Raw genomic sequence first — 26,878 nt, 5'->3', positions numbered from 1 at the left:
CGTGCCCGGCGCGCTCAGTGCGCCGCCGGCTCCTCGGGCTTGAGCAGGTCCGACGCCAGCTCGCGCGTGAGCGCGGCCACGTCGTCGCGCTGCTTGAACAGGATGCCGGCAGTGTCGACCACCACTTCGGGATCGAGCTCGACCGTGTCCAGCGCAATCAGCGCCCTTGCCCACTCCACGCTTTCGGCGATGCCGGGCGCGCGCTGGAAGGCGTTGACGAAAGGCGCCTCGCGCAGCCGCGCCACGAAGGCCGACACCTGCGCCGACAGCGCCTCGCCCGCCTGCGGCACCTGGGCGCGCACGATGGCCAGCTCGCGCTCGCGCTCGGGGTAGTCGAGCCAGTGGTACAGGCAGCGGCGTTTCACCGCGTCGTTGAGTTCGCGCGTGCGGTTGCTGGTGAGGATGGTCACGGGCGGCACCACGGCGCGCACCGTGCCCAGTTCGGGAATGCTCACCTGGTACTCGCCCAGGTACTCGAGCAGGAAGGCCTCGAAGGGCTCGTCGGCGCGGTCCACCTCGTCGATGAGCAGCACCGCGCCGGGCGCCGGTGTCTGCAGCGCCTGCAGCAGCGGGCGGCGGATGAGGTAGTGCGGCTGGTAGACCTCGGCTTCCACGTCGCGCGCCGCGCCGCTGGCTTCGGCCGCGCGCATGTGCAGCAGCTGCGCGGCGTAGTTCCATTCATACAGCGCCTCGCGCTGCTCCAGCCCGTCGTAGCACTGCAGGCGCAGCAGCTCGCGGTTCAGCGCCTTCGACAGCGCCTTGGCCAGCTCCGTCTTGCCCACGCCGGGTTCGCCTTCGAGCAGCAGCGGGCGCTGCAGCTTCAGCGCGAGGAACACGGCCGTGGCCAGGCGGCGGTCGGCGAAGTAGCCGGCCTGCACCAGGCCGTCGGAGAGCGAATCGATGGTCGGGAAGATCATGGCCAAGCGTAGCGGAAGGCGCCGGTGCAGCGCGCCTTCCAGCCTCCTTGTGGCGTCGTCGTCTTCGTAGGCTTCGTGGGGAGCGCCCGCGCGCTCAGCCCAGCGCCTTGGTGACCGCGCGTTGCGTGAGCACGCTGATCAGGTTCGCGCGGTAGGCGGCGGAGGCATGCAGGTCGCTGTTGAGGTCGCTCGCGTCGATCTTCACGCCCGCGGCGGACGCGGCGGTAAAGCTCTGGTTCAGCGCGTCTTCCAGCCCCGCATGGCGGAACACGCCATTGCCCGCGCCGGTGACGGCCACGCGCACGACGCTGTCGTACTGCGCCACGAAGACGCCGACCAGCGGAAAGTGCGAGGCCTTCTGGCGCAGCTTCTCGTACACGGCGCGCTTGGGAACCGGAAAGCGGATGGCGGTGATCAGCTCGTCGTCTTCCAGCGCGGTGGTGAACAGGCCCTGGAAAAAATCGTCAGCGGCAATCTCGCGCTTCGACGTGACCACCGTGGCACCCGTGCCCAGCACCGCGCTCGGGTAGCACGCCGCCGGGTCGTTGTTGGCCACCGAGCCGCCGATGGTGCCCATGGCGCGCACCTGCCGGTCGCCGATGCGCGAAGCCAGGTCGGCCAGCGCCGGAAACGCCGCTTTCAGCTCGGCGTGGTTGGCCACGTCGAGGTGGCGCGACATGGCGCCGATGGTGAAGCTGTCGCCGTCCTTGCTGATGCCGGTGAGCTCGCTGATGCCGCTCAGGTCCACCAGCTGGTCGGGGGCGGAAAGCCGCAGCTTCATCGAGGCCAGCAGGGTCTGGCCGCCGGCCAGCGCCTTGGCGCCGGCACCGATCAGCTTGGCCGCATCGGCCACCGAGGCGGGCCGTTCGAGTGTGAAGGCGTACATGGTGTGTGGTTCCTTCTTTGTTGTGTTCAGGGAGCGGGCCGGCCCTGGGTGCTGGCGGCGAGCGCGGGCTCTTGCGGCATGGCGTCCTTCGCGGCGCTGCCGCTGCCCTTCTGCATCGCTTCCCAGACGCGGCTGGACGATGCGGGCATGTCGAAGTCCTTCACGCCCAGGGGCGCCAGCGCGTCGAGCACGGCGTTGATGACCGCCGGCGGCGAACCGATGGCCCCGGCCTCGCCGCAGCCCTTGGTGCCCAGCGGGTTGTGGGTGCACGGGGTGCACACGGTGTCCAGCTTGAACTGCGGAAACTCGGCGGCGCGCGGCATGGCGTAGTCCATGAAGCTGCCGGTGAGCAGCTGGCCCGTTTCGTTGTCGTACACGCAGTTTTCCAGCAGCGCCTGGCCGATGCCCTGCACCAGCCCGCCGTGCACCTGGCCCTCGACGATCATCGGGTTGATGATGGTGCCGAAGTCGTCCACGGCGGTGAAGCGGTCGACCCGCACCTCGGCGGTCTGCCTGTCGATCTCGACCTCGCAGATGTAGGTGCCGCCCGGAAAGGTGAAGTTGGTCGGGTCGTAGAAGGCGGTTTCGTTCAGGCCCGGCTCCAGCTTGTCGAGCGGGTAGTTGTGCGGCACGTAGGCCGTGAGCGCCACCTGGCCGAACGGAATCTTCTTGTCGGTGCCCTTGACCGTGAACTCGCCGTTGGCGAACTCGATGTCGGCGTCGCTCGCCTCCATCAGGTGCGCGGCGATCTTCTTGGCCTTGGTCTCGATCTTGTCGAGCGCCTTCATGATGGCCGCGCCGCCCACCGAGATGGAGCGCGAGCCGTAGGTGCCCATGCCGAAGGGCACGCGGCCGGTGTCGCCGTGCACCACGTCGACGTTTTCCACCGGAATGCCCAGGCGCGCCGCCACCACCTGCGCGAAGGTGGTCTCGTGGCCCTGGCCGTGGCTGTGCGAGCCGGTGAACACCGTCACGCTGCCGGTCGGGTGCACGCGGATCTCGCCGCACTCGAACAGGCCCGCGCGCGCGCCCAGCGCACCCGCGATGTTCGACGGCGCGATGCCGCAGGCCTCGATGTAGCTCGAGTAGCCGATGCCGCGCAGCTTGCCCCTGGCCTCGCTGGCCGACCTGCGCGCCGCGAAGCCGTCGACCTCGGCCAGCGCCTGCGCCTTGGTCATGCAGGCGTGGAAGTCGCCGGTGTCGTACTGCAGCGCCACCGGCGTCTGGTACGGAAAGGTGGTGATGAAGTTGCGCTTGCGGATCTCGTCCTGCCCCAGGTTCATTTCCCAGGCGCAGCGCGACACCAGCCGCTCCAGCAGGTAGGTGGCCTCGGGCCGGCCGGCGCCGCGGTAGGCGTCCACCGGCGCGGTGTTGGTGAACCAGGCATCGACCTCCACGTAGATCTGCGGCGTGGTGTATTGGCCCGCGAGCAGCGTCGCATAGAGGATGGTCGGCACCGCCGTCGAGAAGGTCGACAGGTACGCGCCCAGGTTGGCGTCGGTGTGCACGCGCATGGCGAGGAACTTGCCGTCCTTGTCCATCGCCATCTCGGCATGGCTCACGTGGTCGCGGCCGTGCGCGTCGGACAAGAAGCACTCCGAGCGCTCCGCCGTCCACTTGATGTTGCGGTTGAGCTGCTTGGCCGCCCAGGTGAGGCACACGTCCTCGGCGTACAGGAAGATCTTGGAGCCGAAGCCGCCGCCCACGTCGGGCGCGATCACGCGCACCTTGTGCTCGGGCAGGCCCAGCACGAACGCCGTCATGAGCAGCCGCTCGACGTGCGGGTTCTGGTTGGACACGTACAGCGTGTAGTCGTCGGTGCCGCGGCTGTAGCTGCCGATGGCCACGCGCGGCTCGATCGGGTTGGGAATGAGCCGGTTGTTGACCAGGTCGAGCTTGGTCACGTGCGCGGCGGTGGCGAACACCGTGTCGACCGCGGCCTTGTCGCCCAGCGCCCACTTGTAGCACTGGTTGTCGGGGGCTTCGTCGTGCAGCGTGGTGTTGCCGGTTTTCTTCGCCGCGTCGGCCACGCTCACCAGCGCGGGCAGCACGTCGTAGTCGACCACCACGGCCTCGGCGGCGTTCTTCGCCTGCTCGACCGTCTCGGCCACCACCATGGCCACGTGGTCGCCCACGTAGCGCACCTTGTTGATCGCCAGGATCGGGTGCATCGGCTCCTTCATGGGGGTGCCGTCGGGGTTGTTGATGAGCCAGCCGCAAGGCAGCCCGCCCATCTTCCCCTCGATGTCCTTGCCGCTGAAGATGCCGACCACGCCGGGCATCTTCAGCGCCTCGGCGATGTCGACCGACTTGACCGTGGCGTGGGCGTGCGGCGAGCGCACGAAGACCGCATGGCTCTGGTTGGCCAGCGTGATGTCGTCGGTGTAGTTGCCCGCGCCGGTCAGGAAGCGGTAGTCTTCCTTGCGCCGCAGCGCCTCGCCGATGTGGGGCAGGTTCGAGAAGTCGGAGGCACCCATGATGTCGCTCCCTTCACGCCGTGACGGTTGCTTTGACCGGCGTGCCCGAGGCCATCGCCTCGCCGCCCATCTTCACGGCCTTCACAATGTTCTGGTAGCCCGTGCAACGGCACAGGTTGCCGTCGAGCAGCTCGCGGATCTCGGTCTCGCTCGACCTGGGGTGGTGGGTGCACAGGTCGATGGCGCTCATGACCATGCCCGGCGTGCAGAAGCCGCATTGCAGGCCGTGGCATTCCTTGAACGCCGCCTGCATGGGATGCATGGTGCCGTCGGCCTCGGCAATGCCCTCGATGGTGGTGATATCGCTGCCCGCCGCCTGCGCGACCAGGATGTTGCACGACTTGACCGCCCGCCCGTTCACATGGACGGTGCACGCGCCGCACTGCGCGGTGTCGCAACCCACATGGGTGCCCGTGAGGTGGAGGTGCTCGCGGATGGCGTGGACAAGGAAGGTGTTGGGTGGCGCGTCGACCGTGACCTGGCGGCCGTTGACCTTGAAAGCGACCTGCATGTGGCTGTCTCCGTGAAAGGTGATGGCTGGTTCAGCGAAAGCATCTTGGATGGCGACCTTTCGCACTATCCTAGGCAAAACCCTTGCCACTTGCACAGAGCGCGCGAAATTCTCAAAATGAAACAGCTTGCCATCCGGCGAGCCGGGAAAAGCCCCGAAAAGCGCGTGCACGCGAGCCCCCCACGATGCCTGTCTCTCTTGTTTCACCGCCGCCGGAGCGGTCGCTGGCCATTGCCCAGGCCCGGCGCGAACTGATCGATGGCGAGTCGCCGCGCGCACGCGGCGCGGCCTGCATCGACTCATGGATCGCCCGGTCGTGGCAACGCTGCATCGAGGCCGGCCGCCGGCCGCAGCAGCGGGTGAGCTTCGAGCCGGTGAGCCGGAGTCACAGCTGCGACATCGCCGAGCGCAACCGCGCGCTGATCGCCGTGGCGCGTCCGGTGATCGAACGGCTTTCGCGCGCCATTGCCGACACGCGCTACTTCGCCATCCTGACCGACGCCGAGGGCATCGTGGTCGACGTGGGCAACCTGCCCGACGGCACCGACACCGCCAGCCGCTGCGCGCGCGACATCGGGCGCGTGGGCGTCGACCTGTCGGAGCGCGCCATCGGCACCAGCGCCATCGGCACGGCGCTGGCCGAGCAGGAGTCGGTGTGGCTGCACGGCGGCGAGCACTTCTTCGACGACACCAGCGTGTACAGCTGCGCCGGCGCGCCGCTCTTCGGTCCCCAGGGCGACTGCATCGGCATGCTCGACCTGACCGGCGTGCAGGTGGTGGAGCGGCCCGAGCTGCGGCACCTGGCCGCGCTGTCGGCGCGCAGCATCGAGAACACCCTGGTCATGCGCGAGCCCTGCGAGCTGCTGCTGCACCTGGCGTGGCCGGGCAGCCCGGCCGGCGAGGCGAGCGAAGGGCTGCTGTGCATCGATGCCGGCGGCAGCGTGACCGGCGCCAACGCGGCGGCGCGCCAGATGCTGCACCAGCCGCTGGCGCGCAACACGCAGCCGCTGCATTTCAACGACCTGTTCGCCCTGCCGCTGCACATGATGTTCGACGCGGCCCGCCGCGCCGACGCGGTGCTGGAGGTGCCGCTGTGGTCCGGCCTGCGGGTGCAGGTGCGGCCCCAGGGCGGTGGCCGCGGCGGCGCGGTGGCCGCGCCCGCCGTCGATGCACGCCCGCGCCTGCGCGACGTGGAGACCGCGCTGATCCGCAAGGCGGTGGCCGATGCGCGCGGCAACGTGGCCGAAGCCGCGCGGGCGCTGGGCATCAGCCGGGCGACGGTGTACCGCAAGCTGTGGCGCGGACGGCCGGCGGGCGCGCCGGACTGAGCCCTGCGCAGCAGGAAGAGATCAAGCGGCGCCACACGCCATCAGGCCCCATCAAGCACCCACGGGCACCTTGTCCAGGAAGCCCGTCACCGAGCGCAGCTTGCCTGCGTCGAGCTGCGCGAAGTCGGTGCCCTGGATCAGGTCTTGCGCCCCGCTCGGCCCGAGCGTCCACGAGAAGCGCAGCTGGTCGCCGTGCGCGTCGGCCTTGCCCAGCAGGTGGAAGCGAAAGCCCGGAAAGCGCTGGTGCACCGCGCCCACCAGCGCGCTGATCTGCGCGTGGCCGCTGGCCTGCGCCATCGGGTCGATGTAGTGGGCGTTGGCGGTCCAGCCGGCTTCGATCAGCGCGGCGCGGCGCGCGGCGTCGGTCTCGTTCCAGACGGCGATGTAGTCGCGGGCGATCTGGGTGGCATCGTGTGCGGCGGTGTTCATGGTGGCCATTCCTTTCGGGGGGTTCGACCCGCAACAGCGCGGGGTGAAGGAATGGTCGCGGCGCACGCGATTCGCGTCGATGACGTGGCAGGTTATGTGGGCGTTATGTGGTGGTGTCCATCGCCGCGTCCGCGTCCAGCGGAAACACCGGCCGGCGCACCTTGCTGAACGGGAACAGCCCGTAGTCCGAGCTGGTCACGCCCGGGCTGTCGCACTCCACCAGCGCGGCCGACAGCGGCACGAACACCGGCCGGCAGTACATGCGCGACTTCAGCAGCAGGAAGCGCTCGGTGCGCGGGTCGAGCCCCGCGCACTCGAACACGCCGATGTCCCACGGCTCCTGCGTGCGCTCGGTCACCACGATGCGCGCGGCACCGATGTCGAACAGCACCGTGCGGCCCATGCTGCTGCGCTGGCCGGTGTAGGTAGGGCCGGTGATGACGTAGTCGCCGTCGCTGATGGCGCGCACCGTGCCCGTCAGGCGCACCGGCGTCTTCGACAGGCCGATGCCTTCGAGCGACACCTTGTTGCCCAGCGCCACCGTCACTTCGGCGCCCTCGCCCGCCGCGACCAGCTCGGCCACCGCCTCGGGGTCGCACAGCGGGCCCACGCCGATGCCGTGCAGGCCCTGGGCCAGCGCCTCCTGCAGCACGTCCATGGTGTCGCAGCTGCCGCCGGACATGCAGTTGTCCCCGTGGTCGAGCAGCAGCACCGGTTTGGAGGCGCCATGCGCGATGAGCTTGGCGCGCGCAATCGATTCCGCCAGCGGTTCGCTGCGGTAGATGAAGGCCTCGCGCTCGTTCCACATCTGCGTGGCGATGCGGTCGGCCGTGGCCTGCGCGCGCTCGGGCGACTGCGCGTCGACCACGATCACGCTCATGCACGGCGCCTCGATGTCCGACAGCGAGAAGCCCGCCAGGATCGACACCGCCAGCGACTCCGACCGCTCGGCCGCCTGCGCCGCCTCGATGGCCCGCTGCATCGCGCCGGTGAACGAGGCGCTGCGCAGCGTGTGCGCCATCAGCGGCAGCTGGCGCCAGCGCATGTGCGGCTGGCTGCGGCCGGCGAGCAGGTCGAACAGCAGGCGGCCCGCGTGCGCGCCGGTCTCGTACATGTCGATGTGCGGATAGGTCTTGAAGCCGACGATGACGTCGGCGTTGCGCACCATTGCGGGCGTCACGTTGGCGTGCAGGTCGAGCGCCACGCCAATGGGCACGCCCGGCGCGGCGGCGCGCAGGCGCACCAGCAGGTCGCCTTCGCCGTCCGCGCTGTTCTGCGCCACCATGGCGCCGTGCAGGTCGAGCAGGATGGCGTCGCAGCCCGGCGCCGCGTCCACGATGCATTGGGTGAGCGTGGTGTAGGCCTGCGCATCGACCGGCCCGCTCGGGTTGGCCGAGGCCGACACCGGCGTGACCACCGCGGCGCCCGCCTGCTCGGCCAGGTCGATGAAGGCCGACATCGCGGTGCGCATGCCCTTGTTGTCGGCGTACGCCTGCGCGCCGAAGGTGGGGCCGTCGGGCCCGAAGGCCGCGAGCGGCGTGGGCACGGGCGAGAAGGTGTTGGTCTCGTGGTTGAGGCGCGCGATCAGGACCTTCACGACACCACCCCCGCGCTTTGCAGCATGGCCTGCAGCAGCACGTTGCAGCCGGCCTCGAGGTGGTCGGGCTGCGCGTCCTCGATCTCGTTGTGGCTGATGCCGTCCAGGCACGGCACGAAGATCATCGCCGCGGGGCACACGCGCGCGAGGTACACCGCATCGTGGCCGGCGCCGCTGATCACGTTCATCCAGCCCAGGCCCTGCGCCTGCGCCGCGTCGCGCACCGCCGACACCAGCCGGGGCGTGAACGGTTGCGGCGGAAAGTACACCACCTGCTCCACCGTGGCCACGACCTTGCCCTTGGTGGCGATGCGCTGCACCGCCGCCTTCAACTCGGCGTCCATGGCCGACAGCACCACGTCGTCGGCCGCGCGCAGGTCGACGCTGAGCTTCACGCGGCCCGGGATCACGTTGCGCGAGTTCGGATAGTTGTCGATCCAGCCGACCGTGCCGCGTGCGTGCGGCGCGTGCGCCAGCGCGATGCGGTTCACCTCGATGACGAGCTCCGACGCGGCGAGCAGCGCGTCCTTGCGCAGCTCCATCGGCGTGGGGCCGGCATGCGCTTCCATGCCCTGCATCACCACGTCGTACCAGCGCTGGCCGAGCGCGCCCTCGACCACGCCGATCACGCGCTCGTTGGCTTCCAGCACCGGGCCCTGCTCGATGTGCGCCTCGAAATACGCGCCCACCGGCGAAGCGGCGGCCGAGGCCGGCGTGCTGCCCGCGTAGCCGATGGCCTGCAGCGCATCGGACACGCTCACGCCCTCGGTGTCGCGCTGGGCCAGTGCGTGCTCCAGCGTGAAGGCATCGACGAACACGCCCGAGCCCATCATCACGGGCACGAAGCGCGAGCCTTCTTCGTTGGTCCACACGGCCACCTCGATCGGCGCCTCGGTCTGCACCTTGGCGTCGTTCAGCGCGCGCACCACCTCCAGCCCGGCGAGCACGCCGTAGTTGCCGTCGAACTTGCCGCCGGTGGGCTGGGTGTCGATGTGGCTGCCGGTGGTAACGGGGGGCAGCGCGTTGTCGCGGCCGGCGCGGCGCGCGAAGATGTTGCCGATGGCGTCCACGCGCACCTCGCAGCCCGCCTCGCGCATCCAGCGCGTGAACAGGTCGCGGCCCTGGCGGTCGAGCTCGGTCAGCGCGATGCGGCAGACGCCGCCTTTCTCGGTGGCGCCCAGTTGCGCCAGCTCCATCAAGGAGTTCCAGAGCCGCTGGCCGTCGATGCGGAGTTCGGTGTGTGATGTCATGGTGTTGCGAATGAGAAAAGAGGGGCGCGGGTGTTCAGGCAAGGCCCACGCCCAGGTAGCGGTCTTTCACTTCGTGGTCGGCCACGAAGTCGGCGTTGGCGGCCTCGTGCACGATCACGCCCTGCTCGACGATGTAGTGGCGGTCGGCCAGCTGCATGCAGACCTCCAGGTTCTGCTCGACCAGCAGGATGGCCACGCCCGCGGCCTTGATGGTCTTCAGCTGCGCGACGATTTCCTCGACGATCACCGGCGCGAGCCCCTCGACCGGCTCGTCGAGGATCAGCAGGCGCGGATGGTTCATGAGCGCGCGGCCAATGGCCAGCATCTGCTGCTCGCCGCCCGAGAGCTGCCCGCCGCCGTTGCGCCGCCGCTCCTTCAGGCGCGGGAAGATGCGGTAGATGTCGTCCAGCTGCCAGGGCGATTCGCGCCGCTGGCCGAGCAGCAGGTTTTCTTCCACCGACAGCAGCTTGAAGACGCCGCGGTGCTCGGGCACCAGGCACACGCCGCGCTGCGCGATGCGGTGCGGCGGCTGGCCGGCAATGTCAGCGCCCTGGAAGCGCACCCGGCCGCCGGTGGGCGTGACCGCGCCGGCAATGCTCTTGAGCGTGGTCGACTTGCCCGCGCCGTTGCGCCCCAGCAGCGTGACCAGTTCGGCCTCGCCCACGGTCAGCGAGACGCCCTGCAGCACATGGCTCTTGCCGTAGTGGGCGTGCAGCGCTTCGACTTCGAGGATGTTCGCGCTCATCGTGTCGCCTCCGTTGGTTGATGGCCGGCGATGCCCCGGCTGCTGTCCCCTCTCCCCTCGGGGAGAGGGCTAGGGTGAGGGCCAGCGGCGATGGCAAAGCCGCTGCATGTGCGAAGGCCCCTGCCCTCACCCCCGCCCTCTCCCCAAGGGGAGAGGGAGCAAGACATGACGCGGCTCATGCTTTTCCCCCGGTGATCATGTTGCCCAGGTACGCCGTGCGCACGCGCGCATCCGAGCGGATGTCGCCCGGCAGCCCCTCGGCCAGCACGCGGCCCAGCTGCATCACGGTGACGGTGTCCGAGATGTCCATCACGATGTTCATGTTGTGCTCGATCAGCACCACGGTGTGCGCGTCGCGCAGGCCGCGAATGAGCTGCTTCATGTCGTCGAGGTCGTCGATGCCCATGCCCGAGGTCGGCTCGTCGAGAAAGATGGCCTTGGGCTTCGCGGCCAGCGCCATGCCCACCTCGAGGCGGCGCTGCTGGCCGTGCGACAGCACGCTGGCGGGCGTGTCGGCCAGGCGCTCCAGGCCCACGCGTGCGAGCACCTCGGCCACGGTGTCGGCGCAGGCGCGCTCGCCCACCGGCGCACGCCAGCAGTTCATGGCCTGGCGCGGCGCGATGCCCTGCGCGGCCACGCGCAGGTTCTCGCGCACCGACAGGCTCGCGAACAGGCTGGTGACCTGGAACGAGCGCGCCATGCCGCGCTGCACGCGCTTGTGGTCGGGCTCGCGCGTCACGTCGTGGCCGTCGAACACGATGCGCCCGCCCGTGGTAGTGCCGGTGCCCGTGAGCATGTGGAACAGCGTGGTCTTGCCCGCGCCGTTCGGCCCGATCACCGAGTGCACGGTGTTGCGCTTGATCTTCAGGTCGACGCCGCCCAGCGCGGCGAACTTGCCGTAGTGCTTGGTGACGCCAATGGCTTCGATGAGAACGTCGCTCATGCCTTGTCTCCCTGCGCAGCGACCGCGGGGGTCGCTTTTGTCGCCTTTGACGTTGCTGTTTCAGGCACGGCCTTGCGGAACACGCGGCGCCAGGCGCTCTCGCCCAGGCCCCACAGCCCGCGCTGCATGCCGATGCTCACGCCGATCAGCAGCAGCCCCAGCAGCAGCAGCCAGCGCGGCCACAGCGTGGAGAGCCAGTCGGCCAGCAGCACATAGAAGGCCGAGCCCAGAACCGAGGCGAACAGGTTGCCGGTGCCACCGATGACGGTGATGACCAGGATCATCTCGCTGGTGTGGTACTCGGCGTTCGACAGCGGCGCGATGCCGGTCATCATCGCGTGCAGCCCGCCCGCCAGGCCGGTGACGGCGCCGGAGATGACGAAGGCCAGCAGCTTGAAGCGCTTCAGGTCGTAGCCCACCGCGGCGGCGCGGTCCTCGTTGTCGCGAATGGCCAGCAGCGTGCGGCCGAACACCGAGTCGGTCACGCGCAGCAGCAACGCGAACGCGATCAGGAAGACCACCGCCACGAAGGCGTAGTACTTCCACGGCGTGTCCATGAAGGCGGGGCGCGGCACGTCGAGCAGGCCGTTGTCTCCACCGGTGAGGCCCGAGGCGGTGTACGCCACGAAATAGAACATCTGCGCGAAGGCCAGCGTGAGCATCACGAAGTAGGTGCCGCGCTGGCGAATGGCCACCCACCCGACCACCGCCGCGCCCAGCGCGCCCATGGCCACGGCCGCGAGCAGCGCCAGCGGCATGGGCACCTGCAGCCGCGTGAGCAGGATGGCGATGGTGTAGCTGCCCAGCCCGAAGAAGATGCCCTGGCCGAACGAGAGCAGCCCCGTGTAGCCCAGCAGCAGGTTGCAGCCCACCGCGGCAAGGCCGTAGATGAGCACTTCGCTCGCGAGCGAGCCCGAGCGCAGCACCAGCGGCAGGCCGAGCGCGACGACGAGCGCCAGCAGGAATGAATATTTTCTTGGCATGGCGTGGGTCATCCTCTGCGGCCGAGCAGGCCATGCGGGCGCAGCAGGAGCACGGCCCCCATCGCGACGTAGATCATCAGGCTCGCGCCCGGCGGCCAGATGGTGCTCATCAGGCTCTGCACGATGCCGATCAGCAGCCCGCCGACCAGCGCGCCGCCGAAGCTGCCGAGCCCCCCGATCACCACCACCACGAAGGCCACGCTGAGCGCCTCCACCCCCATGAACGGCTCGGCGCCGCGAATGGGCGCGGCCAGCACGCCGGCCAGCGCCGCGGTGGCCGCGCCCAGCGCGAACACCAGGCTGAACACGCGGAACACGTTGATGCCCAGCAGCGACACCATCTCGGTCGATTCGCTGCCCGCGCGCACCGCGCTGCCCAGGCGCGTGCCTTCGAGCACCCACCACAGCAGCACCGCGAGCACGGCGGTGAAGCCGATGACGAACAGCCGGTACTTCGGGTAGATGAAGCTGCCCCACATCACCACGCCCTGCAGCAGGTCGGGCGTGGGCACGCTGTTGCCCAGCGGGCCCCAGAACACGATGACGATCTCTTGCACCGCCAGCGCCAGGCCCACGGTGACCAGGATGTGGAACTCGTGCGGCTTGGCGTACACGCGGCGCAGCAGCAGCTTCTCGGCCAGCCAGCCGAGCGCGCCCACCACGAGCGGCACCACCACCAGCGCGACCCAGAAGTCCAAGCCCCACTGCATGGCCTGGTAGCACAGGTAGGCACCCAGCAGGTAGAATGCGCCGTGCGCGAAGTTCACGAAGCGCAGCAGGCCGAACACGATGGACAAGCCAACGGCCAGCAGGAAATACAGCATGCCGATGCCGATTCCGTTGATGGTCTGGAGCAGGTAGACAGACATGGTTATGCGTAATGACAGGCTCGAATGCGGTGCCCCCTAAAGAACACCGCGGAACCGGCTTTGCCGGGCCGCGGGTGTTGCCCCTGAAGGGGGTTGGAGGCCACGCGCAGTGGGCAAGCCTGGGGGTTAGCTCAACTTGCAGCCTGTCTTGTCGACGGACAGGAACGACTTGCCCGAACTCACCACGTCCACGTAGTCGGCCGGGTTCGCCATCTTCGACTTGGCCTTGCCCTTGAGCAGGTAGTAGTCCTTCACCACCTGGTGGTCGGCCTTGCGGATTTCTTCGGCGCCGGTGAGGCCGTCGTACTTCATGCCTTCCAGCGCGGCGATGACGGCCTTCTGGTCGACCGTGCCGGCCTTGACGATGCCGTCGATCAGGATCTTGGTGCAGATGTACGAGCCGGCCAGGCTGTAGTTGGGCACGATCTTCAGCTTGTCGGCCGTGCGCTTGACCAGGTCCTTGTTGAGCGGGGTGTCGGCCGTGTGCCAGTACTGCGCGCCGAAGTACACGCCGTCGCACAGGTCGGCGCCCAGCTCGTCGAACTGCTCCAGGCCCGAGGCCCAGGCCATGAGGATGGTCATGTTCTTGTGCATGCCGAAGCTCACCGCCTGGCGCAGTGCCGCCGACGACTGCGCGCCGAAGTTCAGCAGCAGCAGCACGTCGGGCTTGGCGGCCATGGCGTTGGTGAGGTAGCCGCTGAACTCCTTCTCGTTGAGCGAGTGGTAGCTGTTGCCCACGTGCTCGATGCCCTTCTCCTGGAAGATGTTCTTGGCCGCGCTCAGCAGGCCGTCGCCGAACACGTACTGCGGCGTGATGGTGTACCAGCGCCTGGCCTTCGGCATGGAGGCGATCAGCGGGCGCACCGTCTGCTCGATGGCGCCGAAGGTGGGCACCGACCAGCGGAAGGTGGCGGGGTTGCAGTCTTTGCCGGTGATTTCGTCCGCGCCCGCGGTGGTGATGAACAGGCCGCCGGCCTTCTCGGCCTCCTTGCCCATGGCCAGGGCTTCGGACGACAGGATGCCGCCCGCGAAGAACTTCGCGCCCTGCTGCTGCGAGGCTTCCTGCACCTTGCGCACGGCGGTCGCGGGCTTGCCTTCGGTGTCGAGCACCGTGTAGGCCAGCGGGCGCTTCAGCACGCTGCCGTACTGCTCGATGGCCAGCTTCATGCCCAGGTCGGCGAACTTGCCGTTGGCCGCGAAGGCGCCCGACATCGGCACCGGGCAGCCGAAGCGGATGGCCTCGGCCGATTGCGCGAAGACCGAGCGGCTCGCCAGGAGCGAGGCCGGGGCGGCCGACAGGGCGGCGAGCTGGAGGAGGTGTCTGCGTTGCATGGTGGGTTCTCCGGTCGTGGGGGAAAGTTGAGGAGCGGTTGAGGAGCGCTTGAGGAGCGGTTGAGGTGGGAACGGAACGTGGATGCCTGCGAATGCGGGCGAATTTAAGCGGATAAATAGGATTAATATGCTGGTAAAAACCCGCTAGCAAAACCCGTACCCAACGCCAGAGAGGGCCCTCGCATGACGCCGTTTAAGATCGCCCGCTGTTGCGCATCCCGCGCATCTCCCGATGGGCATGGAGCGTGTGAATGAGAGTGGGGCAGAACCGCCCGAAGCGGCAAAAGCTCTCGGACGTCATCGTCGAAGACGTCAAGCGCTGGATCGTGGCGGAGCGCAAGCAGCCCGGCGACCGGTTGCCCAACGAGAAGGAACTGATCGAGCTCTTCGGCTATTCGAAGAGCACCGTGCGCGAGGCGCTGAAGGCGCTGGAGGTGCGCGGCCTCGTCGCCATTCGCACCGGCCCGGGCGGTGGCGCGTACCTGCAGCAGGTGTCGGTGGACCATGCGTCGGAGCCGCTGCGCAACTTCCTGCACTTTCACCACCTCGACGGGCACCACATCTACCAGCTGCGCAAGGCGCTGGAGCCCGAACTGGCGGTGAGCGTGGTCGGCAAGCTCACGCCCGAGCAGTTCGAGAAGCTCGAAGCCAACGTGCGCCTGTGCACTGTCGAGCCCACCAACGAGGATGAGCTGCGCACGCAGCGCGAGGCCGAACTGGCCTTTCACACCATGCTGGCCGAAAGCTGCCCCAATCCGGTGCTTTCCTTCATGTGCCGCTTCCTGAACGACCTGCTGCGCGACCTCGTGGTCTACAAGAAGGCGCTGGACCACCACCACTTCGGCGAGACCAACGTCGACTACCACACGCAGTTGCTGGCCGCCTACCGCAAGGAAGACGCGGACGAAGTGCGGCGCCTGATGGCCGAGCACATGGTCGACGCGGAGCACCACATGCACGAGATGGAAGCGCACATCGGGGCGAAGCACCTGCTGCTGCCCAGTGGGCAGCGGTAGCCGGATCGAGCCTGAACGGCCGCAGATGGCCGATCGGGCGCATCGCGGCGATCGATGCAGATATCCCTAATAATAGAGCAGCTCTTTGCCGTCTTCATCCCTGAGATGAAGCTCGCCGCGGTCGGACACGCCCATGAGTCGGGGTCGTACGGATTCGATGGCCAGCAGGCTGTTCCTTGTCCTCTGGTAGAGGCTGATTCCGCCGTGATCGCCGCGGCCATCGCAGCAGGCCAGGTCCGCAGGCCAATAGGTGATCCAGAAAAAATGCTGCCCGTAGCCCGTCCATCTTTCCCATGAACTGAAGGCGGGCACGCCACCGGTTCGGCCCTGGCCCTGGAAGTAGCCGTCGACCTCGGCCGCGGTGGCCTGCCGGAGACTGCTGGTCGGGATGATGCCCACCTCCCGGTGGGACAAGGAATAGATCGCAATCGAAGGGTCCTGCGCCAGTGAGTCGACGCCCAGCGCGTCGATCTGTGCGTGGTTGCCGAGGACGGTTGCGTTGGTGGTCAACAGGGCGATCAAGGTCGAATCGGAGATGCTGCGCGCCACGTCCTGTCGGGTCACGTCGAGCGGCAGTAGTGCGAGTTGATGCTTGCCGTGCGCGTCGTACCGTTGGATATTGGAAGCAAGCTGGCGGTGCAGGTAAGCCTTGATGACCTGCAACCGCAACTGCTCCGGCGCCAGTGGAGGGCACGGCTTGCCACAGGTTTCGACCTTGATGGCCTCGACGATCTTGACCCGATACGACCAGACCCCACCGAGGGCCAACATCAGGCCCAGCAAGACAGCGGTCACCCGGAATTCACGCATGTGCCTTCTCCAGGCACTCCTGAAACGCCAACACCGCCCGCGACGGCTTCGGTGACCTGCGCAGCAGGCTCACGAACCGGCACGCATAGTTGAAGCGCGCCGGCAGCACCGCCTTCATGAGCCCGCGCTGCTCGAATGCCTGCGCATAGTGGTCGGGCAGGAAGCCCAGGAACCGCCCCGAAAGAATCAGCGTGGCGATCGCCTCCTGGTCGAAGCCCGTGGCCTTGCGCGACAGCTTGGCGCGGTGGCTCAGCTCCATGTTGGGCGAGTGGTAGCCCAGCCCCGCGAAGTGATGTTCGCGCAGCTTCGCCCAGGTGAGCCTGGCGTGGCTGGCATCGAACAGCGGATGGCCTTGGCCGCAGTACAGCAGCATGGTCTCGTCGAACAGGTCGGCGTACACCAGGCTCTTGGAGCTGCGGTGCGCCGGGATGATGCCGATCTGGAAGTTGCCTTCGAGCACCCCCTGCTCGATGGCGTTGATGGAGCCCACGTGCAGCGCCAGGCTCACCTCGGGCGCCATCTCGGTGAAACGCGCGATCGCCTGGCCGATGCGGGCCTTGGGGTTGGTGGCCGTCTTGTCGAACACCGCCACCTCCAGCTGCCCGCCCATGCGGTTGTGGATGTCGTCGATGCTGCCGCGAAAGGCATCGACCGAGGCCAACAGGCGCAGCGTTTCGTCATACACGCGCTGCCCTTCGGCCGTGAGCGCGAAGCCCGCGCGCCCGCGCCGGCACAGCACCAGGCCCAGCCGCGTTTCCAGGTCCTTCACGTGGCGGCTCACGGTGGAGGTGCCGATGTTCAGCTCCAGCTCGGCGGCCGCCATGCCGCCGCAATCGACCACGCTCTTGAACACCTTGAGCAGGCGCAGGTCCATGTCGCTGAGCTGCCCCAAAACGGCGCGGTTGCGCGGGCCGGCGGCACCGTTGCGGGGCTTTTCTTTTACTTGCATGAAGTGTCAAGTGAACATTGATATTGCGCCATTCTCCACACTGAAGGGTGTGCCAACAATCGGCGCATTCCATCAGCCCTCGGAGCCCGCCCAGCGCGGGAATCGCCATGACACTCGCCGCCCCCGCCATCGACCCCACGCCCGCCGTGCGCACCGACGCCGCCTGGCTCGACGCGCACTGGATGCCCTACACCGGCAACCGCAACTTCAAGGCCGATCCGCGGATCATCGTGGAGGCCAAGGGCGCGTACTTCACCGACGTGGACGGGCGCAAGATCTTCGACGGCCTCTCCGGCCTGTGGTGCTCGGGCCTGGGCCACGGCCGCCCCGAGATCACCGAGGCGGTGAGCCGCCAGATCGCCAAGCTCGACTACTCGCCCGCCTTCCAGTTCGGCCACCCCGCCTCGTTCGAGCTGGCCAACAAGATCAAGGAACTCACGCCCGCCGGGCTGGACTACGTGTTCTTCACCGGCTCGGGCTCCGAAGCCGCCGACACCTCGCTGAAGATGGCGCGCGCCTATTGGCGCACCAAGGGCCAGGCCAGCAAGACCCGCCTGATCGGCCGCGAGAAGGGCTACCACGGCGTGAACTACGGCGGCATCTCGGTGGGCGGCATCGGCGCCAACCGCAAGCTCTTCGGCCAGGGCGTGGAAGCCGACCACCTGCCGCACACGCAGCTCGCGTCCAACGCCTTCACGCGCGGCATGGCCGAGCACGGCGCGGAGCTGGCCGACCGCCTGCTCGACCTCATTGCGCTGCACGACGCGTCGAACATCGCGGCCGTCATCGTGGAGCCCTTCTCGGGTTCGGCCGGCGTGGTGATCCCGCCCAAGGGCTACCTGAAGCGCCTGCGCGACATCTGCACGGCCAACAACATCCTGCTGATCTTCGACGAGGTCATCACCGGCTTCGGCCGCTGCGGCGCGCTCACGGGCGCCGAGGCCTTTGGCGTGACGCCCGACATCATGAACATCGCCAAGCAGGTGACCAACGGCGCGCAGCCGCTGGGCGCGGTGGTGGCCAGCAAGGAGATCTACGACACCTTCATGGCCGCCGGCGGCGCCGACTACATGCTGGAGTTTCCGCACGGCTACACCTACGGCGCGCACCCGGTGGCCTGCGCCGCCGGCATCGCGGCGCTCGACGTGCTGCAGAAGGAAGACATGGTCGGCCGCGTGCAGGCGCTGGCCCCGCACTTCGAGAACGCGGTGCACAGCCTGAAGGGCAGCAAGCACGTGACGGACATCCGCAACTACGGCCTGGCTGCCGGCCTGACCATTGCGCCGCTGCCGGGCGAGCCCGCCCGCCGCCCGTACGAGATCGCGATGAACTGCTGGAAGAAGGGCTTCTACGTGCGCTACGGCGGCGACACCATCCAGCTGGCCCCGCCCTTCATCTCGGAGAAGGCAGAGATCGACCGCATGGTGAACGCGCTGGCCGACGCGCTGGCCGAGACGGCCTGACCCTGGTGTTCCCCGGACCGCGGCTTCATCGAAGCCCCGGTCCTACAGGTGGCTCACGGGCCGCCTTCCCATAATCGTCGGCATGACGGTACTGCGCAGCGACATCCCCGCCCGCCTGGACCGCCTGCCGTGGTCGCGCTGGCATTGGCGCGTGGTGATCGCGCTGGGCGTGGCCTGGGTGCTCGACGGCCTGGAGGTCACGCTGGTGGGCTCCATCGGCGCCGTGCTCGAGCGGCCCGACACGCTCGGGCTCACGGCCGGCGAGATCGGCCTGTCGGGCTCGGTGTACGTGGCGGGCGCGGTCATCGGCGCCCTGCTCTTCGGGCGGCTCACCGACCGGCTCGGCCGCAAGAAGCTGTTCCTGGTCACGCTGGTGGTCTACACCATCGGCACGCTGGCCACGGCCTTCTCCCCCAACTTCGCCTTCTTCGCGCTGTGCCGCTTCGTCACGGGGCTGGGCATCGGCGGCGAATACGCGGCCATCAACTCGGCCATCGACGAGCTGATTCCGGCGCGCGTGCGCGGGCGCGTGAACCTGGCGATCAACGGCAGCTTCTGGATCGGCGCGGCGCTGGGCGCGGCGCTGAGCCTGGTGCTGCTCGACGCGCGCGTCATCGGCCCGGTGTGGGGCTGGCGCGCGGGCTTCGCGCTGGGCGGGGTGCTGGCGGTGGCCATCCTGCTGGTGCGGCGCGACGTGCCCGAGAGCCCGCGCTGGCTCATCGCGCACGGGCGCGCCGACGAGGCCAGGCGCATCGTCGGGCAGATCGAGGCCGAGGTCGAAGCGCAGCACGGCCCGCTGCCGGCGCCGCAGGGCCATGTCACGTACACCGACGCGCGCCAGACCAGCCCGTCGATGCGCGAGGTGGCGCGCGTGCTGTTCAGCCGCTACCGGCAGCGCAGCGTGGTGGCGCTGGCGCTGATGGTGTCGCAGGCCTTCTTCTACAACGCCATCTTCTTCACGTACGCGCTGGTGCTCACGCGCTTCTATGCGGTGCCCGAGGCCAGCGTGGCGTTCTATATCTTCCCGTTCGCGCTGGGCAACGTGCTGGGGCCGCTGCTGCTGGGGCCGCTGTTCGACAGCCTGGGCCGGCGCAAGATGATCGCGCTGACCTATGTGCTCGCGGGCATCGGCCTGGCCATCACCGGCTGGGCCTTCATGATGGGCTGGCTCGACGCGCGCAGCCAGGCGCTGTGCTGGTCGGCGGTGTTCTTCCTGGCGTCGGCGGCGGCCAGCTCGGCCTACCTCACGGTGAGCGAGGTGTTTCCGCTGGAGATGCGTGCGATGGCCATCGCCATCTTCTATGCGGTGGGCATGGGCGCGGGCGGCTTCGCGGCGCCGCTGCTGTTCGGCCTGTTGATAGAAACCGGCAGCCGCGGCGCGGTGATGGTGGGCTACGGCATCGGCGCCGTGCTGGTCATCGTGGCGGGGCTGCTGGCCTTGCGCTATGCGGCGGACGCGGAGCGCAAGCCGCTGGAAGAAGTGGCGCCGCCGCTTGCCGCTGAAGGCGGCGAGCGCTGAGCCTCAGCCCTGCCGCCCTGCCCCCTGCCCCCTGGTCTCTGCGCTAGAGCGCGCAGGTGCGGAAACCGAAGAAGCCGTCGTCCCGCTCCGGCAACGCGAAGCCGCGGCGCCGGGGCGACCGCAGCCGCGCACGCGTCGCGAAAGACGCACCGCGCAGCACGCGCGCCTTGCCGAACGCCGCCGCCGGATCGAACTCGCTGCCCGCGCTCCACGGGTCGGCCCGGTAGCCGGGCCAGGGCTGCAGCGTGCCGGCCGTCCATTCGTGCACGTCGGCCCAGCGAAAGCCGCGGCGCGCGGCGGTGTGCGCGGCAATTTCCCATTCGACCTCGGTCGCGATGCGCCGGCCGGCCCAGCGCGCCCACGCATCGGCCTCCCACCAGCTGAGGTGCACGGCGCTGTGGTGGCCGGCCGCGCGCACGGTCGCGCCGAAGCGCTGCTGCAGCACCGAGCCGCCGCTGCCGTTGCGCGCCACGCCGATCTGCTCGACATGCCGCGGCCCGCGCCGCCCCTCGACCTGCGCGGCCAGCCAGCGCCAGCCCTGGCCGTGCCACAACTCCTCGCGGTCGTAGCCGCCGTCGTCGACGAACTCGATGAACTGGCTCCAGGTGATGGGCTGCGCGTCGATCTCGAACTCGGGCACGTCCACCCGATGCGCCGCGCGCTCCTGCGCAAAGGCGAAGCCGCTGTCGGGCAGCCCCAGCTCCCAGCGCGTGGCGGGCAGCAGCAGCGGTTCGCGCGTGACGGCCACGGGCGCCTGCTCGATGCCCAGGGGCAGCCCCAGCGTCTGCGCCATCACCACGAACTGCTCGCCGCGCAGGTCTTCATGGAACAGCGCCAGGCGGTAGAAATACAGGCCGGCGTCGGTCTCGGCCGCGTGCTCGAGCAGCTCCAGCGTGCTCTCCAGCGTTTCCAGCAGGTAGGACTTGGTCTGGGCAAGGTCGGGCAGGCTGGGCGACCAGCGGTGGCCGGGCGCGCTCTGCGCCGGGTTCCACCAGCCGTCGGCGCCGGGGTCGATGGCGGCCAGCCGCGTGGGCCGCACAGGGCAGTCGACACCGAAGGCGCGCTGCGTGTTGCGCCCGATCCACCATTCGGCGAACCAGCCGATGTGCCCGGCCAGCCACACCGGGGGCACCACGCCTTCTTCTTCAGGCACCGGCGGCACCGAGAGCGCCTCGACGCCCAGCGCCTGCTCGTAGAGCGACAGCAGGTGCAGCGTGTGGTTGCGGGCGTCGATGAGGGCCAGCGACAGCAGCTCTCGGCCCGCGCGGCTCATGTCGGGGGAATCGATCGAATGGGGCAGGCCCGTGGCACCCGAAGGCGTCGAAGGCGGAAGGCGCGAAGACATGGGAGATTATGGCGACGAGGCTCGCGTGCGGGGGTTCGAAAAGGCCGGGGCTACCGGGTAAACCCCGTCTGTGTAGCAAGGCAATACAAAGGTTCACCGCGGTAACATCCGCGGCTTTGCGCAGCCCCCACCAGGGGCCGGCGCTTCACCTTGGGCTTCGTGGGAGACACCCCTTGTCTGCATTCCTCAAGTTCGCGACCGGCATGGACTGGGTCAGCGAAAAACTCGGCAAGATCGCCGGCTACGCCGTCCTCGGCGCATCGCTCATCTCGGCCGGCAACGCACTCATTCGCTACGGGCTCGACTTCAGCAAGAACTCCTGGCTCGAGATCCAGTGGTACCTGTTCGCCGCCACCGTGATGCTCGGCGCGCCCGTGGTGCTTCGCTTCAACGAGCATGTGCGCGTGGACATCATCTACGGCAAGCTGAAGGGCTACGGACCGGTGTATGTCGACCTGTTCGGCCTCACCTTCTTCCTGCTGCCGGTGATGGGGCTCTTCACCTACCTCACCTGGCCCTTCTTCTGGAACATGTGGGTCACGGGCGAGATGTCGGGCAACATCGGCGGCCTCATTCGCTGGCCTGCCGCGCTGCTGATGCCCGTGGGCTTCGCGGCGATGTTCCTGCAGGGCGTTTCGGAAATCATCAAGCGCATCGCCTACCTGCGCGGCCTGATCACCATGGACACGCATTACGAGAAGCCGGTGCAGTAAGCGCGCCTCGCTCGCTCCGCTCTCTCCGGTTTTCCGCTCCCCAAGGCCCGCCCCTTTCGCACCGCAGGTAAGTCGCAATGCACATGGAAAATTTCGCCCCGATCATGTTCGCGGGGCTCGTGGTGATCATGCTGATCGGCTTTCCGGTCGCGTTCTCGCTCTCGGCCCTGGGCCTGATCTGCGGCTTCTTCGCCATCGAGATGGGCTGGTTCCCGGCCGGCTTCATGGCCAACCTGCCGCTGAACGTGTTCGGCATTTTGTCGAACGAAACACTGCTGGCCATTCCGTTCTTCACATTGATGGGAGCCGTACTGGAGAAATGCGGGCTGGCCGAGGACATGCTCGACTCCATGGGCCAGCTCTTCGGCCCCGTGCGCGGCGGCCTGGGCTACTCGGTGATCATCGTGGGCTTCATCCTCGGGGCCATCACCGGCACGGTGGCCGGCCAGGTGATCGCCATGGCCATGATCTCGCTGCCGATCATGATGCGCTACGGCTACGACATGCGCTACTCGACCGGCGTGCTCGCCGCGTCGGGCACCATCACGCAGCTGGTGCCGCCCTCGCTGGTGCTGATCGTCATGGCCGACCAGCTCGGTACCGACGTGGGCCAGATGTACAAGGGCGCGTGGGGTCCGTCGATCCTGCAGGTGATCATCTTCGCGATCTACACCTTCATGGTCGGGCGCATTCGCCCGCACTACGTGCCGGGCCTGCCGGCCAGCGCGCGCACGCTGCACGGCTGGGCGCTGTGGGGCAAGTGCCTGCGCGGCATCATTCCCTCGGCCATCCTGATCTTCGCGGTGCTGGGCTCCATGGGCGGCCTGCCCTTCATGGACAAGGCCATCGCCACGCCGACCGAGGCCGGCGCGATGGGCGCGGTGGGGTCGCTCATCCTCGCGCTGATCCACCGGCGCCTGAACTGGCAGCTGATGAAAGACGCCATGGAAGGCACCATGCGCCTCACGGCGATGGTGGTGTTCATCCTGATCGGCTCGCGCGTGTTCTCGCTGGTGTTCCAGGGCGTGGACGGCGCCAAGTGGATCGAGCACATGCTCTCGGGCCTGCCCGGCGGGCAGGTGGGCTTCCTGATCGCGGTGAACATCTTCGTGTTCTTCCTGGCGTTCTTCCTCGACTTCTTCGAGATCGCCTTCATCATCCTGCCGCTGCTGGGGCCGGTGGCCCACAAGCTGGGCATCGACATGGTGTGGTTCGGCGTGCTGCTGTGCGTGAACATGCAGACATCGTTCATGCACCCGCCGTTCGGCTTCGCGCTGTTCTATTTGCGGGGCATTGCCGACACCCTCTTCAAGAACGGGGCGCTGCCGAAGAAGGTGGAGTCACGCGACATCTACCTGGGCGCGGTGCCGTGGGTGGCGATGCAGCTGCTGCTGGTGGCCATCGTGATCTTCTTCCCGCAGACCGTGACCGTGTTTCTCGAGAAGGAAAAGGTCGTCGACATCGACAAGGTCAACCTCGACATGCCCGCCGACGCCGAGCCTCCGCCCGCGCCCGACAGCAACGGCGTGAACATGGAAGACCCGTTCGGCAACAGCAAGAAGGACGAGGCGCCGACGTCCGAGCCAGCGCCAGAGCCCGCGCCGCCGGCCGCGAGCGAAGCCAACAAGCCGTGAGCGAACACGCCACGGAGAGCGCCACGGAGAGCGCCACGAAGAGCGCCACGGAAGGCGCCGCCTTCCCTCCCCTGCTGCGCACGCTGGCGGTGGTGCTGGTGGTCGACCTCTTCGCATTCGGCATCTGGAGCCTGCCGTCGCTGCGCACGGCCGAATGGACGACCAGCGCGCTGGTGGTGATGGCCATTGCGGCGCTGTGCGTGGTGTGGGTCGGCTACTGGATCGTCTACAGCCGCACCCGGCTCGAAGGCGACGAACTGGTGCAGACCTGGCTGTGGGACAAGCGCGTGAAGGCACAAGACGTCGCGCAGCTCAAGCTGGTGCACATCCGCATGCTCGAGCGGCTGATTGCGCCGCGGCTGCTGGTGCGCCGTCGCATGGGCGGCATCACCTGGTTCCATGCCTACGACCCGCAGGTGCTGATCGCGTTCGGGCAGCGCGTGGCGGAGCTTGCCGTGCCTTCTTCTTCGCCTGTCGCCGCGCCTGCTGAAGCGCGGTAGTCGGCTCTGTTCGGGGCGCGTGAACAGGCAGGCCCCAAGGCACAAGTAAAAAGGCCCCGCCGAAACCGGCGGGGCCTTTCAAGACGCGAGGACGCGAAGACGCGACGCTTACAGCTTCTGCTGCTGCATGAAGCGGTCGAACGTGCCTTCGGTGTAGCGGAACCAGGCGTTCTGGTCGGCCAGGAATTTCGACCAGTCGCCGTAGATCTTCTTCCACTCGGGGTTGGTGTTGTTCAGGTCCGAGTAGATCTGCTGGGCCGACTTGAAGGCCGCGTTCATCACGTCCTGCGAGAACGGACGCAGCTTGGTGCCCGAGCCCACGAGCTGCTTCAGCGCGATCGGGTTCTTGGCGTCGTACTTGGCCGTCATCGTGATGTTGGCGTGCGCGGCAGCGGCCTCCACGATGGCCTTGTACTCGGCCGACAGGCCTTCCCATGCCTTGGTGTTGATGTAGAAGTCGAGCTCGGGGCCGCCTTCCCACCAACCCGGGTAGTAGTAGAACGGCGCGATCTTGTTGAAGCCCAGCTTCTGGTCGTCGTACGGGCCGACCCACTCCAGGCCGTCGAGCGTGCCTTTTTCGAGCGCCGGGTACAGGTCGGCGCCGGGAATCGACTGCGGAATCACGCCGAAGGGCTCCAGCACCTTGCCCGCGAACGGGTTGGTGCGGAACTTCAGGCCCTTCAGGTCGGCGACCGACTTGATTTCCTTGCGGAACCAGCCGCCCATCTGCGCGCCCGTGTTGCCGCCCGGCAGGTTGATGATGTTGTACTTAGCGTAGAAGGCGCGCATCAGCTTCAGGCCGTTGCCTTCGTACATCCATGCGTTCTGCTGGCGCGTGTTCATGCCGAAGGGCACGGCGCAGCCCAGGCAGAAGGTCGGGTCCTTGCCGTAGAAATAGTACGGGGCCGTGTGGGCCATCTCGACCGAGGCGTTCTGCACGCCGTCCACCACGCCGAACGCGGGCATCAGCTCGCCGCCCGCATGCACCGAGATCTGGAACTTGCCGCCCGTCATGTCGCTGACGCTCTTCGCGAACACCTCGGCGGTGCCGAAGATGGTGTCCAGCGACTTGGGAAAGCTCGACGCCAGGCGCCAGCGAACGGTGGCCTGGGCATGAACCGCGGGTGCAATGCCGGCAGCCAGAACGCCCGCGATGCCGGCGTTTTTGATGAGGGAACGACGATCCATTGATAGCTCTCCGAGTTCTTGGAAAAAACGAAACGCGGCTTGTGACCGCGTTGGGGACTTTTGTATAAGCCGGGGCGATTGTAAAAACGCACTTACAGCCTCCGGCGGGGGTTTACCCTGCGCCGCGCATCATGCGTTCCGGCAGGGTGCGGGAGGGTCGGGCAGACGAGGCATAAAATGTTAAATCGCCTTACATCCCTTCTGACAACGTCCGACGACGGCATCCAAACATGAGACTCCCTACTTCCTTCAAGCCCGCACTGCTCGCGTTCGCCGCGGCCACCGCTTTCGGCGCGCAAGCGGCCGACATCAAGATCGGCGTCGCCGCCGCCCTGTCCGGCGGTGCCGCGCAGTACGGCTCGGCCATCCGCAACGGCTTCCAGCTGGCGGCCGATGAAATCAACGCCGCCGGCGGCATCAACGGCGACAAGATCGTGCTCGCCATCGAGGACGAGCAAGGCAAGAAGGAAGACGCCATCAACGTCTTCAAGAAGCTCATCTTCCAGGACAAGGTCCTGATGACCTTCGGCCCCACGCTGTCGAACTCGGCCCAGGCGGCCGACCCGATCGCGCAGGCCGCGAAGACCGTGGCCTTCGGCACCTCGAACACGGCGGACGGCATCACCTCCATCGGCGACTACGTGTTCCGCAACTCGGTGACCGAAGCCGACGTGCTGCCCGAGACGCTGCGCGTGGCCATCAAGCACGCCAACGTGAAGAAGGTCGCGGTGCTGTACGGCAACGACGACGTGTTCACCAAGAGCGGCTACGACAACTTCAAGAAGGCGCTCGAAGACCTCAAGCTGCCCGTGACCACGACCGAGACCTTCGCCAAGGGCGACGTCGACTTCAAGGCCCAGCTCACCAAGATCAAGGCCACCAACCCCGACGCCATCGTGCTGTCGGCCCTGCTGGCCGAAGGCGCCCCGGTGATGGTGCAGGCCCGCCAGCTCGGCCTGAACGTGCCGATCATCGGCGGCAACGGCATGAACTCGACCAAGATCTTCGAACTGGCCAAGGGCAGCTCGGACAACCTGTACGTCGGCAGCCCCTGGTCGGCCAGCAACGCCACGCCGGAGAACACCAAGTTCCAGAAGGCCTACAACGACAAGTTCAAGGCCGCGCCCGACCAGTTCGCCGCGCAGGCCTACGACGGCCTGTACGTGGTGGCCCAGGCCCTGAAGGGCGTGAAGCTCTCGGGCAACCTGGCCGCCGACCGCACCGCCCTGCGCGACGCGCTGCCCAACGTGAAGTGGACCGGTGCCACCGGCGCCTTCACCTTCGCGCGCGCCAAGGACAAGGCCGGCAAGCCCGCCGGCTACGACGCGCAGCAGCAAGCCATCGTGAGCGTCACGAAGGGCACCGCGTTCGTGATCGAGAAGTAAGCAAGACCCGTCTTGCCGCTTCGGTGGCGGGCCGCGGGGCCCGCCATGACTCTCGCTTCTGGCGCAGGACTGTCGACTGCGCCGTTTTC

At 68.1% G+C, this 26,878-nt stretch carries 24 protein-coding genes; 8 read left to right on the top strand and 16 right to left on the bottom strand.

Annotated elements, in window-relative coordinates:
* Window positions 1-14: 14 nt before the first annotated feature.
* The 4 genes from QTI51_RS03640 to QTI51_RS03625 all read right to left on the bottom strand — a co-directional run bounded on the left by QTI51_RS03640 (window position 15) and on the right by QTI51_RS03625 (window position 4,791).
* Window positions 15-917, bottom strand: coding sequence for an AAA family ATPase (locus tag QTI51_RS03640; protein ID WP_116908116.1), 903 nt, complete (start codon window positions 915-917; stop codon window positions 15-17).
* 94 nt (window positions 918-1,011) lie between these two features.
* The gene (locus tag QTI51_RS03635; RefSeq protein WP_116908117.1) at window positions 1,012-1,803 is read right to left on the bottom strand and encodes an FAD binding domain-containing protein; all 792 of its coding nucleotides are present in this window, start codon (window positions 1,801-1,803) and stop codon (window positions 1,012-1,014) included.
* 26 nt (window positions 1,804-1,829) lie between these two features.
* Entirely contained in the window at window positions 1,830-4,280 is a 2,451-nt protein-coding gene (locus QTI51_RS03630) for a xanthine dehydrogenase family protein molybdopterin-binding subunit (RefSeq protein WP_116908118.1), read from the bottom strand.
* Between the two features lie 13 nt (window positions 4,281-4,293).
* Complete coding sequence (locus QTI51_RS03625) at window positions 4,294-4,791, bottom strand: (2Fe-2S)-binding protein (protein ID WP_116908119.1); 498 nt, start codon at window positions 4,789-4,791, stop codon at window positions 4,294-4,296.
* A 185-nt stretch (window positions 4,792-4,976) separates the two neighbouring features.
* Here QTI51_RS03625 and QTI51_RS03620 point away from each other — a divergent pair, with 185 nt between their 5' ends.
* Entirely contained in the window at window positions 4,977-6,119 is a 1,143-nt protein-coding gene (locus tag QTI51_RS03620) for a helix-turn-helix domain-containing protein (RefSeq protein ID WP_116908120.1), read from the top strand.
* Between the two features lie 51 nt (window positions 6,120-6,170).
* On the opposite strand, the gene QTI51_RS03615 is transcribed toward QTI51_RS03620, so the two are convergent.
* The 8 genes from QTI51_RS03615 to QTI51_RS03580 all read right to left on the bottom strand — a co-directional run bounded on the left by QTI51_RS03615 (window position 6,171) and on the right by QTI51_RS03580 (window position 14,267).
* Window positions 6,171-6,548 (bottom strand): nuclear transport factor 2 family protein, encoded by a 378-nt coding sequence (locus tag QTI51_RS03615; RefSeq protein WP_116908544.1) that lies wholly within the window; start codon window positions 6,546-6,548, stop codon window positions 6,171-6,173.
* Window positions 6,549-6,651: 103 nt separating this feature from the next.
* Window positions 6,652-8,145, bottom strand: a complete 1,494-nt coding sequence (locus QTI51_RS03610; RefSeq protein WP_116908121.1) for a M81 family metallopeptidase — start codon at window positions 8,143-8,145, stop codon at window positions 6,652-6,654.
* Window positions 8,142-9,395, bottom strand: coding sequence for a Zn-dependent hydrolase (locus QTI51_RS03605; RefSeq protein ID WP_116908122.1), 1,254 nt, complete (start codon window positions 9,393-9,395; stop codon window positions 8,142-8,144). Before QTI51_RS03605 ends, QTI51_RS03610 begins: the two co-directional genes overlap by 4 nt.
* Window positions 9,396-9,429: 34 nt before the next feature.
* Window positions 9,430-10,140: an ABC transporter ATP-binding protein gene (locus tag QTI51_RS03600; protein ID WP_116908123.1), complete on the bottom strand. Its 711-nt coding sequence runs from the start codon at window positions 10,138-10,140 to the stop codon at window positions 9,430-9,432.
* 175 nt (window positions 10,141-10,315) lie between these two features.
* Complete coding sequence (locus QTI51_RS03595) at window positions 10,316-11,083, bottom strand: ABC transporter ATP-binding protein (protein WP_116908124.1); 768 nt, start codon at window positions 11,081-11,083, stop codon at window positions 10,316-10,318.
* Complete coding sequence (locus QTI51_RS03590) at window positions 11,080-12,066, bottom strand: branched-chain amino acid ABC transporter permease (protein WP_116908545.1); 987 nt, start codon at window positions 12,064-12,066, stop codon at window positions 11,080-11,082. Before QTI51_RS03590 ends, QTI51_RS03595 begins: the two co-directional genes overlap by 4 nt.
* A gap of 8 nt (window positions 12,067-12,074) precedes the next feature.
* Entirely contained in the window at window positions 12,075-12,935 is an 861-nt protein-coding gene (locus QTI51_RS03585; RefSeq protein ID WP_116908125.1) for a branched-chain amino acid ABC transporter permease, read from the bottom strand.
* Window positions 12,936-13,061: 126 nt separating this feature from the next.
* Window positions 13,062-14,267, bottom strand: a complete 1,206-nt coding sequence (locus tag QTI51_RS03580; RefSeq protein WP_116908126.1) for an ABC transporter substrate-binding protein — start codon at window positions 14,265-14,267, stop codon at window positions 13,062-13,064.
* 251 nt (window positions 14,268-14,518) lie between these two features.
* Between QTI51_RS03580 and QTI51_RS03575 the strand changes: the two genes are divergently transcribed.
* Complete coding sequence (locus QTI51_RS03575) at window positions 14,519-15,283, top strand: FadR/GntR family transcriptional regulator (protein WP_116908127.1); 765 nt, start codon at window positions 14,519-14,521, stop codon at window positions 15,281-15,283.
* 66 nt (window positions 15,284-15,349) lie between these two features.
* Here the strand turns inward: QTI51_RS03575 and QTI51_RS03570 are convergent, their stop codons facing one another.
* On the bottom strand, window positions 15,350-16,093 hold the full coding sequence (locus QTI51_RS03570) for a hypothetical protein (RefSeq protein WP_116908128.1): 744 nt from the start codon (window positions 16,091-16,093) through the stop codon (window positions 15,350-15,352).
* A complete protein-coding gene (locus QTI51_RS03565; protein WP_116908129.1) occupies window positions 16,086-17,042 on the bottom strand; it encodes a LysR family transcriptional regulator in 957 nt (318 codons plus the stop codon). The genes QTI51_RS03570 and QTI51_RS03565 overlap by 8 nt, the downstream gene beginning before the upstream one ends.
* 107 nt (window positions 17,043-17,149) lie before the next feature.
* Between QTI51_RS03565 and aptA the strand changes: the two genes are divergently transcribed.
* Complete coding sequence (gene aptA, locus QTI51_RS03560) at window positions 17,150-18,505, top strand: omega-aminotransferase AptA (protein ID WP_116908130.1); 1,356 nt, start codon at window positions 17,150-17,152, stop codon at window positions 18,503-18,505.
* A gap of 82 nt (window positions 18,506-18,587) precedes the next feature.
* Complete coding sequence (locus QTI51_RS03555) at window positions 18,588-20,024, top strand: MFS transporter (RefSeq protein WP_116908131.1); 1,437 nt, start codon at window positions 18,588-18,590, stop codon at window positions 20,022-20,024.
* A 43-nt stretch (window positions 20,025-20,067) separates the two neighbouring features.
* Here QTI51_RS03555 and QTI51_RS03550 read toward each other — a convergent pair whose 3' ends face one another.
* Window positions 20,068-21,369: an SUMF1/EgtB/PvdO family nonheme iron enzyme gene (locus tag QTI51_RS03550; RefSeq protein WP_116908132.1), complete on the bottom strand. Its 1,302-nt coding sequence runs from the start codon at window positions 21,367-21,369 to the stop codon at window positions 20,068-20,070.
* 173 nt (window positions 21,370-21,542) lie between these two features.
* Between QTI51_RS03550 and QTI51_RS03545 the strand changes: the two genes are divergently transcribed.
* From QTI51_RS03545 to QTI51_RS03535, 3 genes are all read left to right on the top strand, one after another.
* Window positions 21,543-22,082: a TRAP transporter small permease subunit gene (locus tag QTI51_RS03545; protein ID WP_116908133.1), complete on the top strand. Its 540-nt coding sequence runs from the start codon at window positions 21,543-21,545 to the stop codon at window positions 22,080-22,082.
* 77 nt (window positions 22,083-22,159) lie between these two features.
* A complete protein-coding gene (locus QTI51_RS03540; RefSeq protein WP_116908134.1) occupies window positions 22,160-23,716 on the top strand; it encodes a TRAP transporter large permease in 1,557 nt (518 codons plus the stop codon).
* On the top strand, window positions 23,713-24,216 hold the full coding sequence (locus QTI51_RS03535) for a hypothetical protein (RefSeq protein WP_286512838.1): 504 nt from the start codon (window positions 23,713-23,715) through the stop codon (window positions 24,214-24,216). The genes QTI51_RS03540 and QTI51_RS03535 overlap by 4 nt, the downstream gene beginning before the upstream one ends.
* Before the next feature lie 108 nt (window positions 24,217-24,324).
* On the opposite strand, the gene QTI51_RS03530 is transcribed toward QTI51_RS03535, so the two are convergent.
* Entirely contained in the window at window positions 24,325-25,404 is a 1,080-nt protein-coding gene (locus tag QTI51_RS03530; protein WP_116908135.1) for a TRAP transporter substrate-binding protein, read from the bottom strand.
* A 230-nt stretch (window positions 25,405-25,634) separates the two neighbouring features.
* On the opposite strand from QTI51_RS03530, the gene QTI51_RS03525 reads away from it, so the two are divergent.
* Window positions 25,635-26,789 carry an ABC transporter substrate-binding protein gene (locus QTI51_RS03525; protein ID WP_116908136.1) on the top strand — a complete coding sequence of 385 codons (1,155 nt, stop codon included), beginning with the start codon at window positions 25,635-25,637 and terminating at the stop codon, window positions 26,787-26,789.
* Window positions 26,790-26,878: the final 89 nt, after the last annotated feature.

Source organism: Variovorax sp. J22G73 (genome assembly GCF_030317035.1).
Taxonomy (GTDB): domain Bacteria; phylum Pseudomonadota; class Gammaproteobacteria; order Burkholderiales; family Burkholderiaceae_C; genus Variovorax.
Note: the sequence above shows the minus strand (reverse complement) of the source record. Positions and strands in the feature narration are given on the sequence as shown.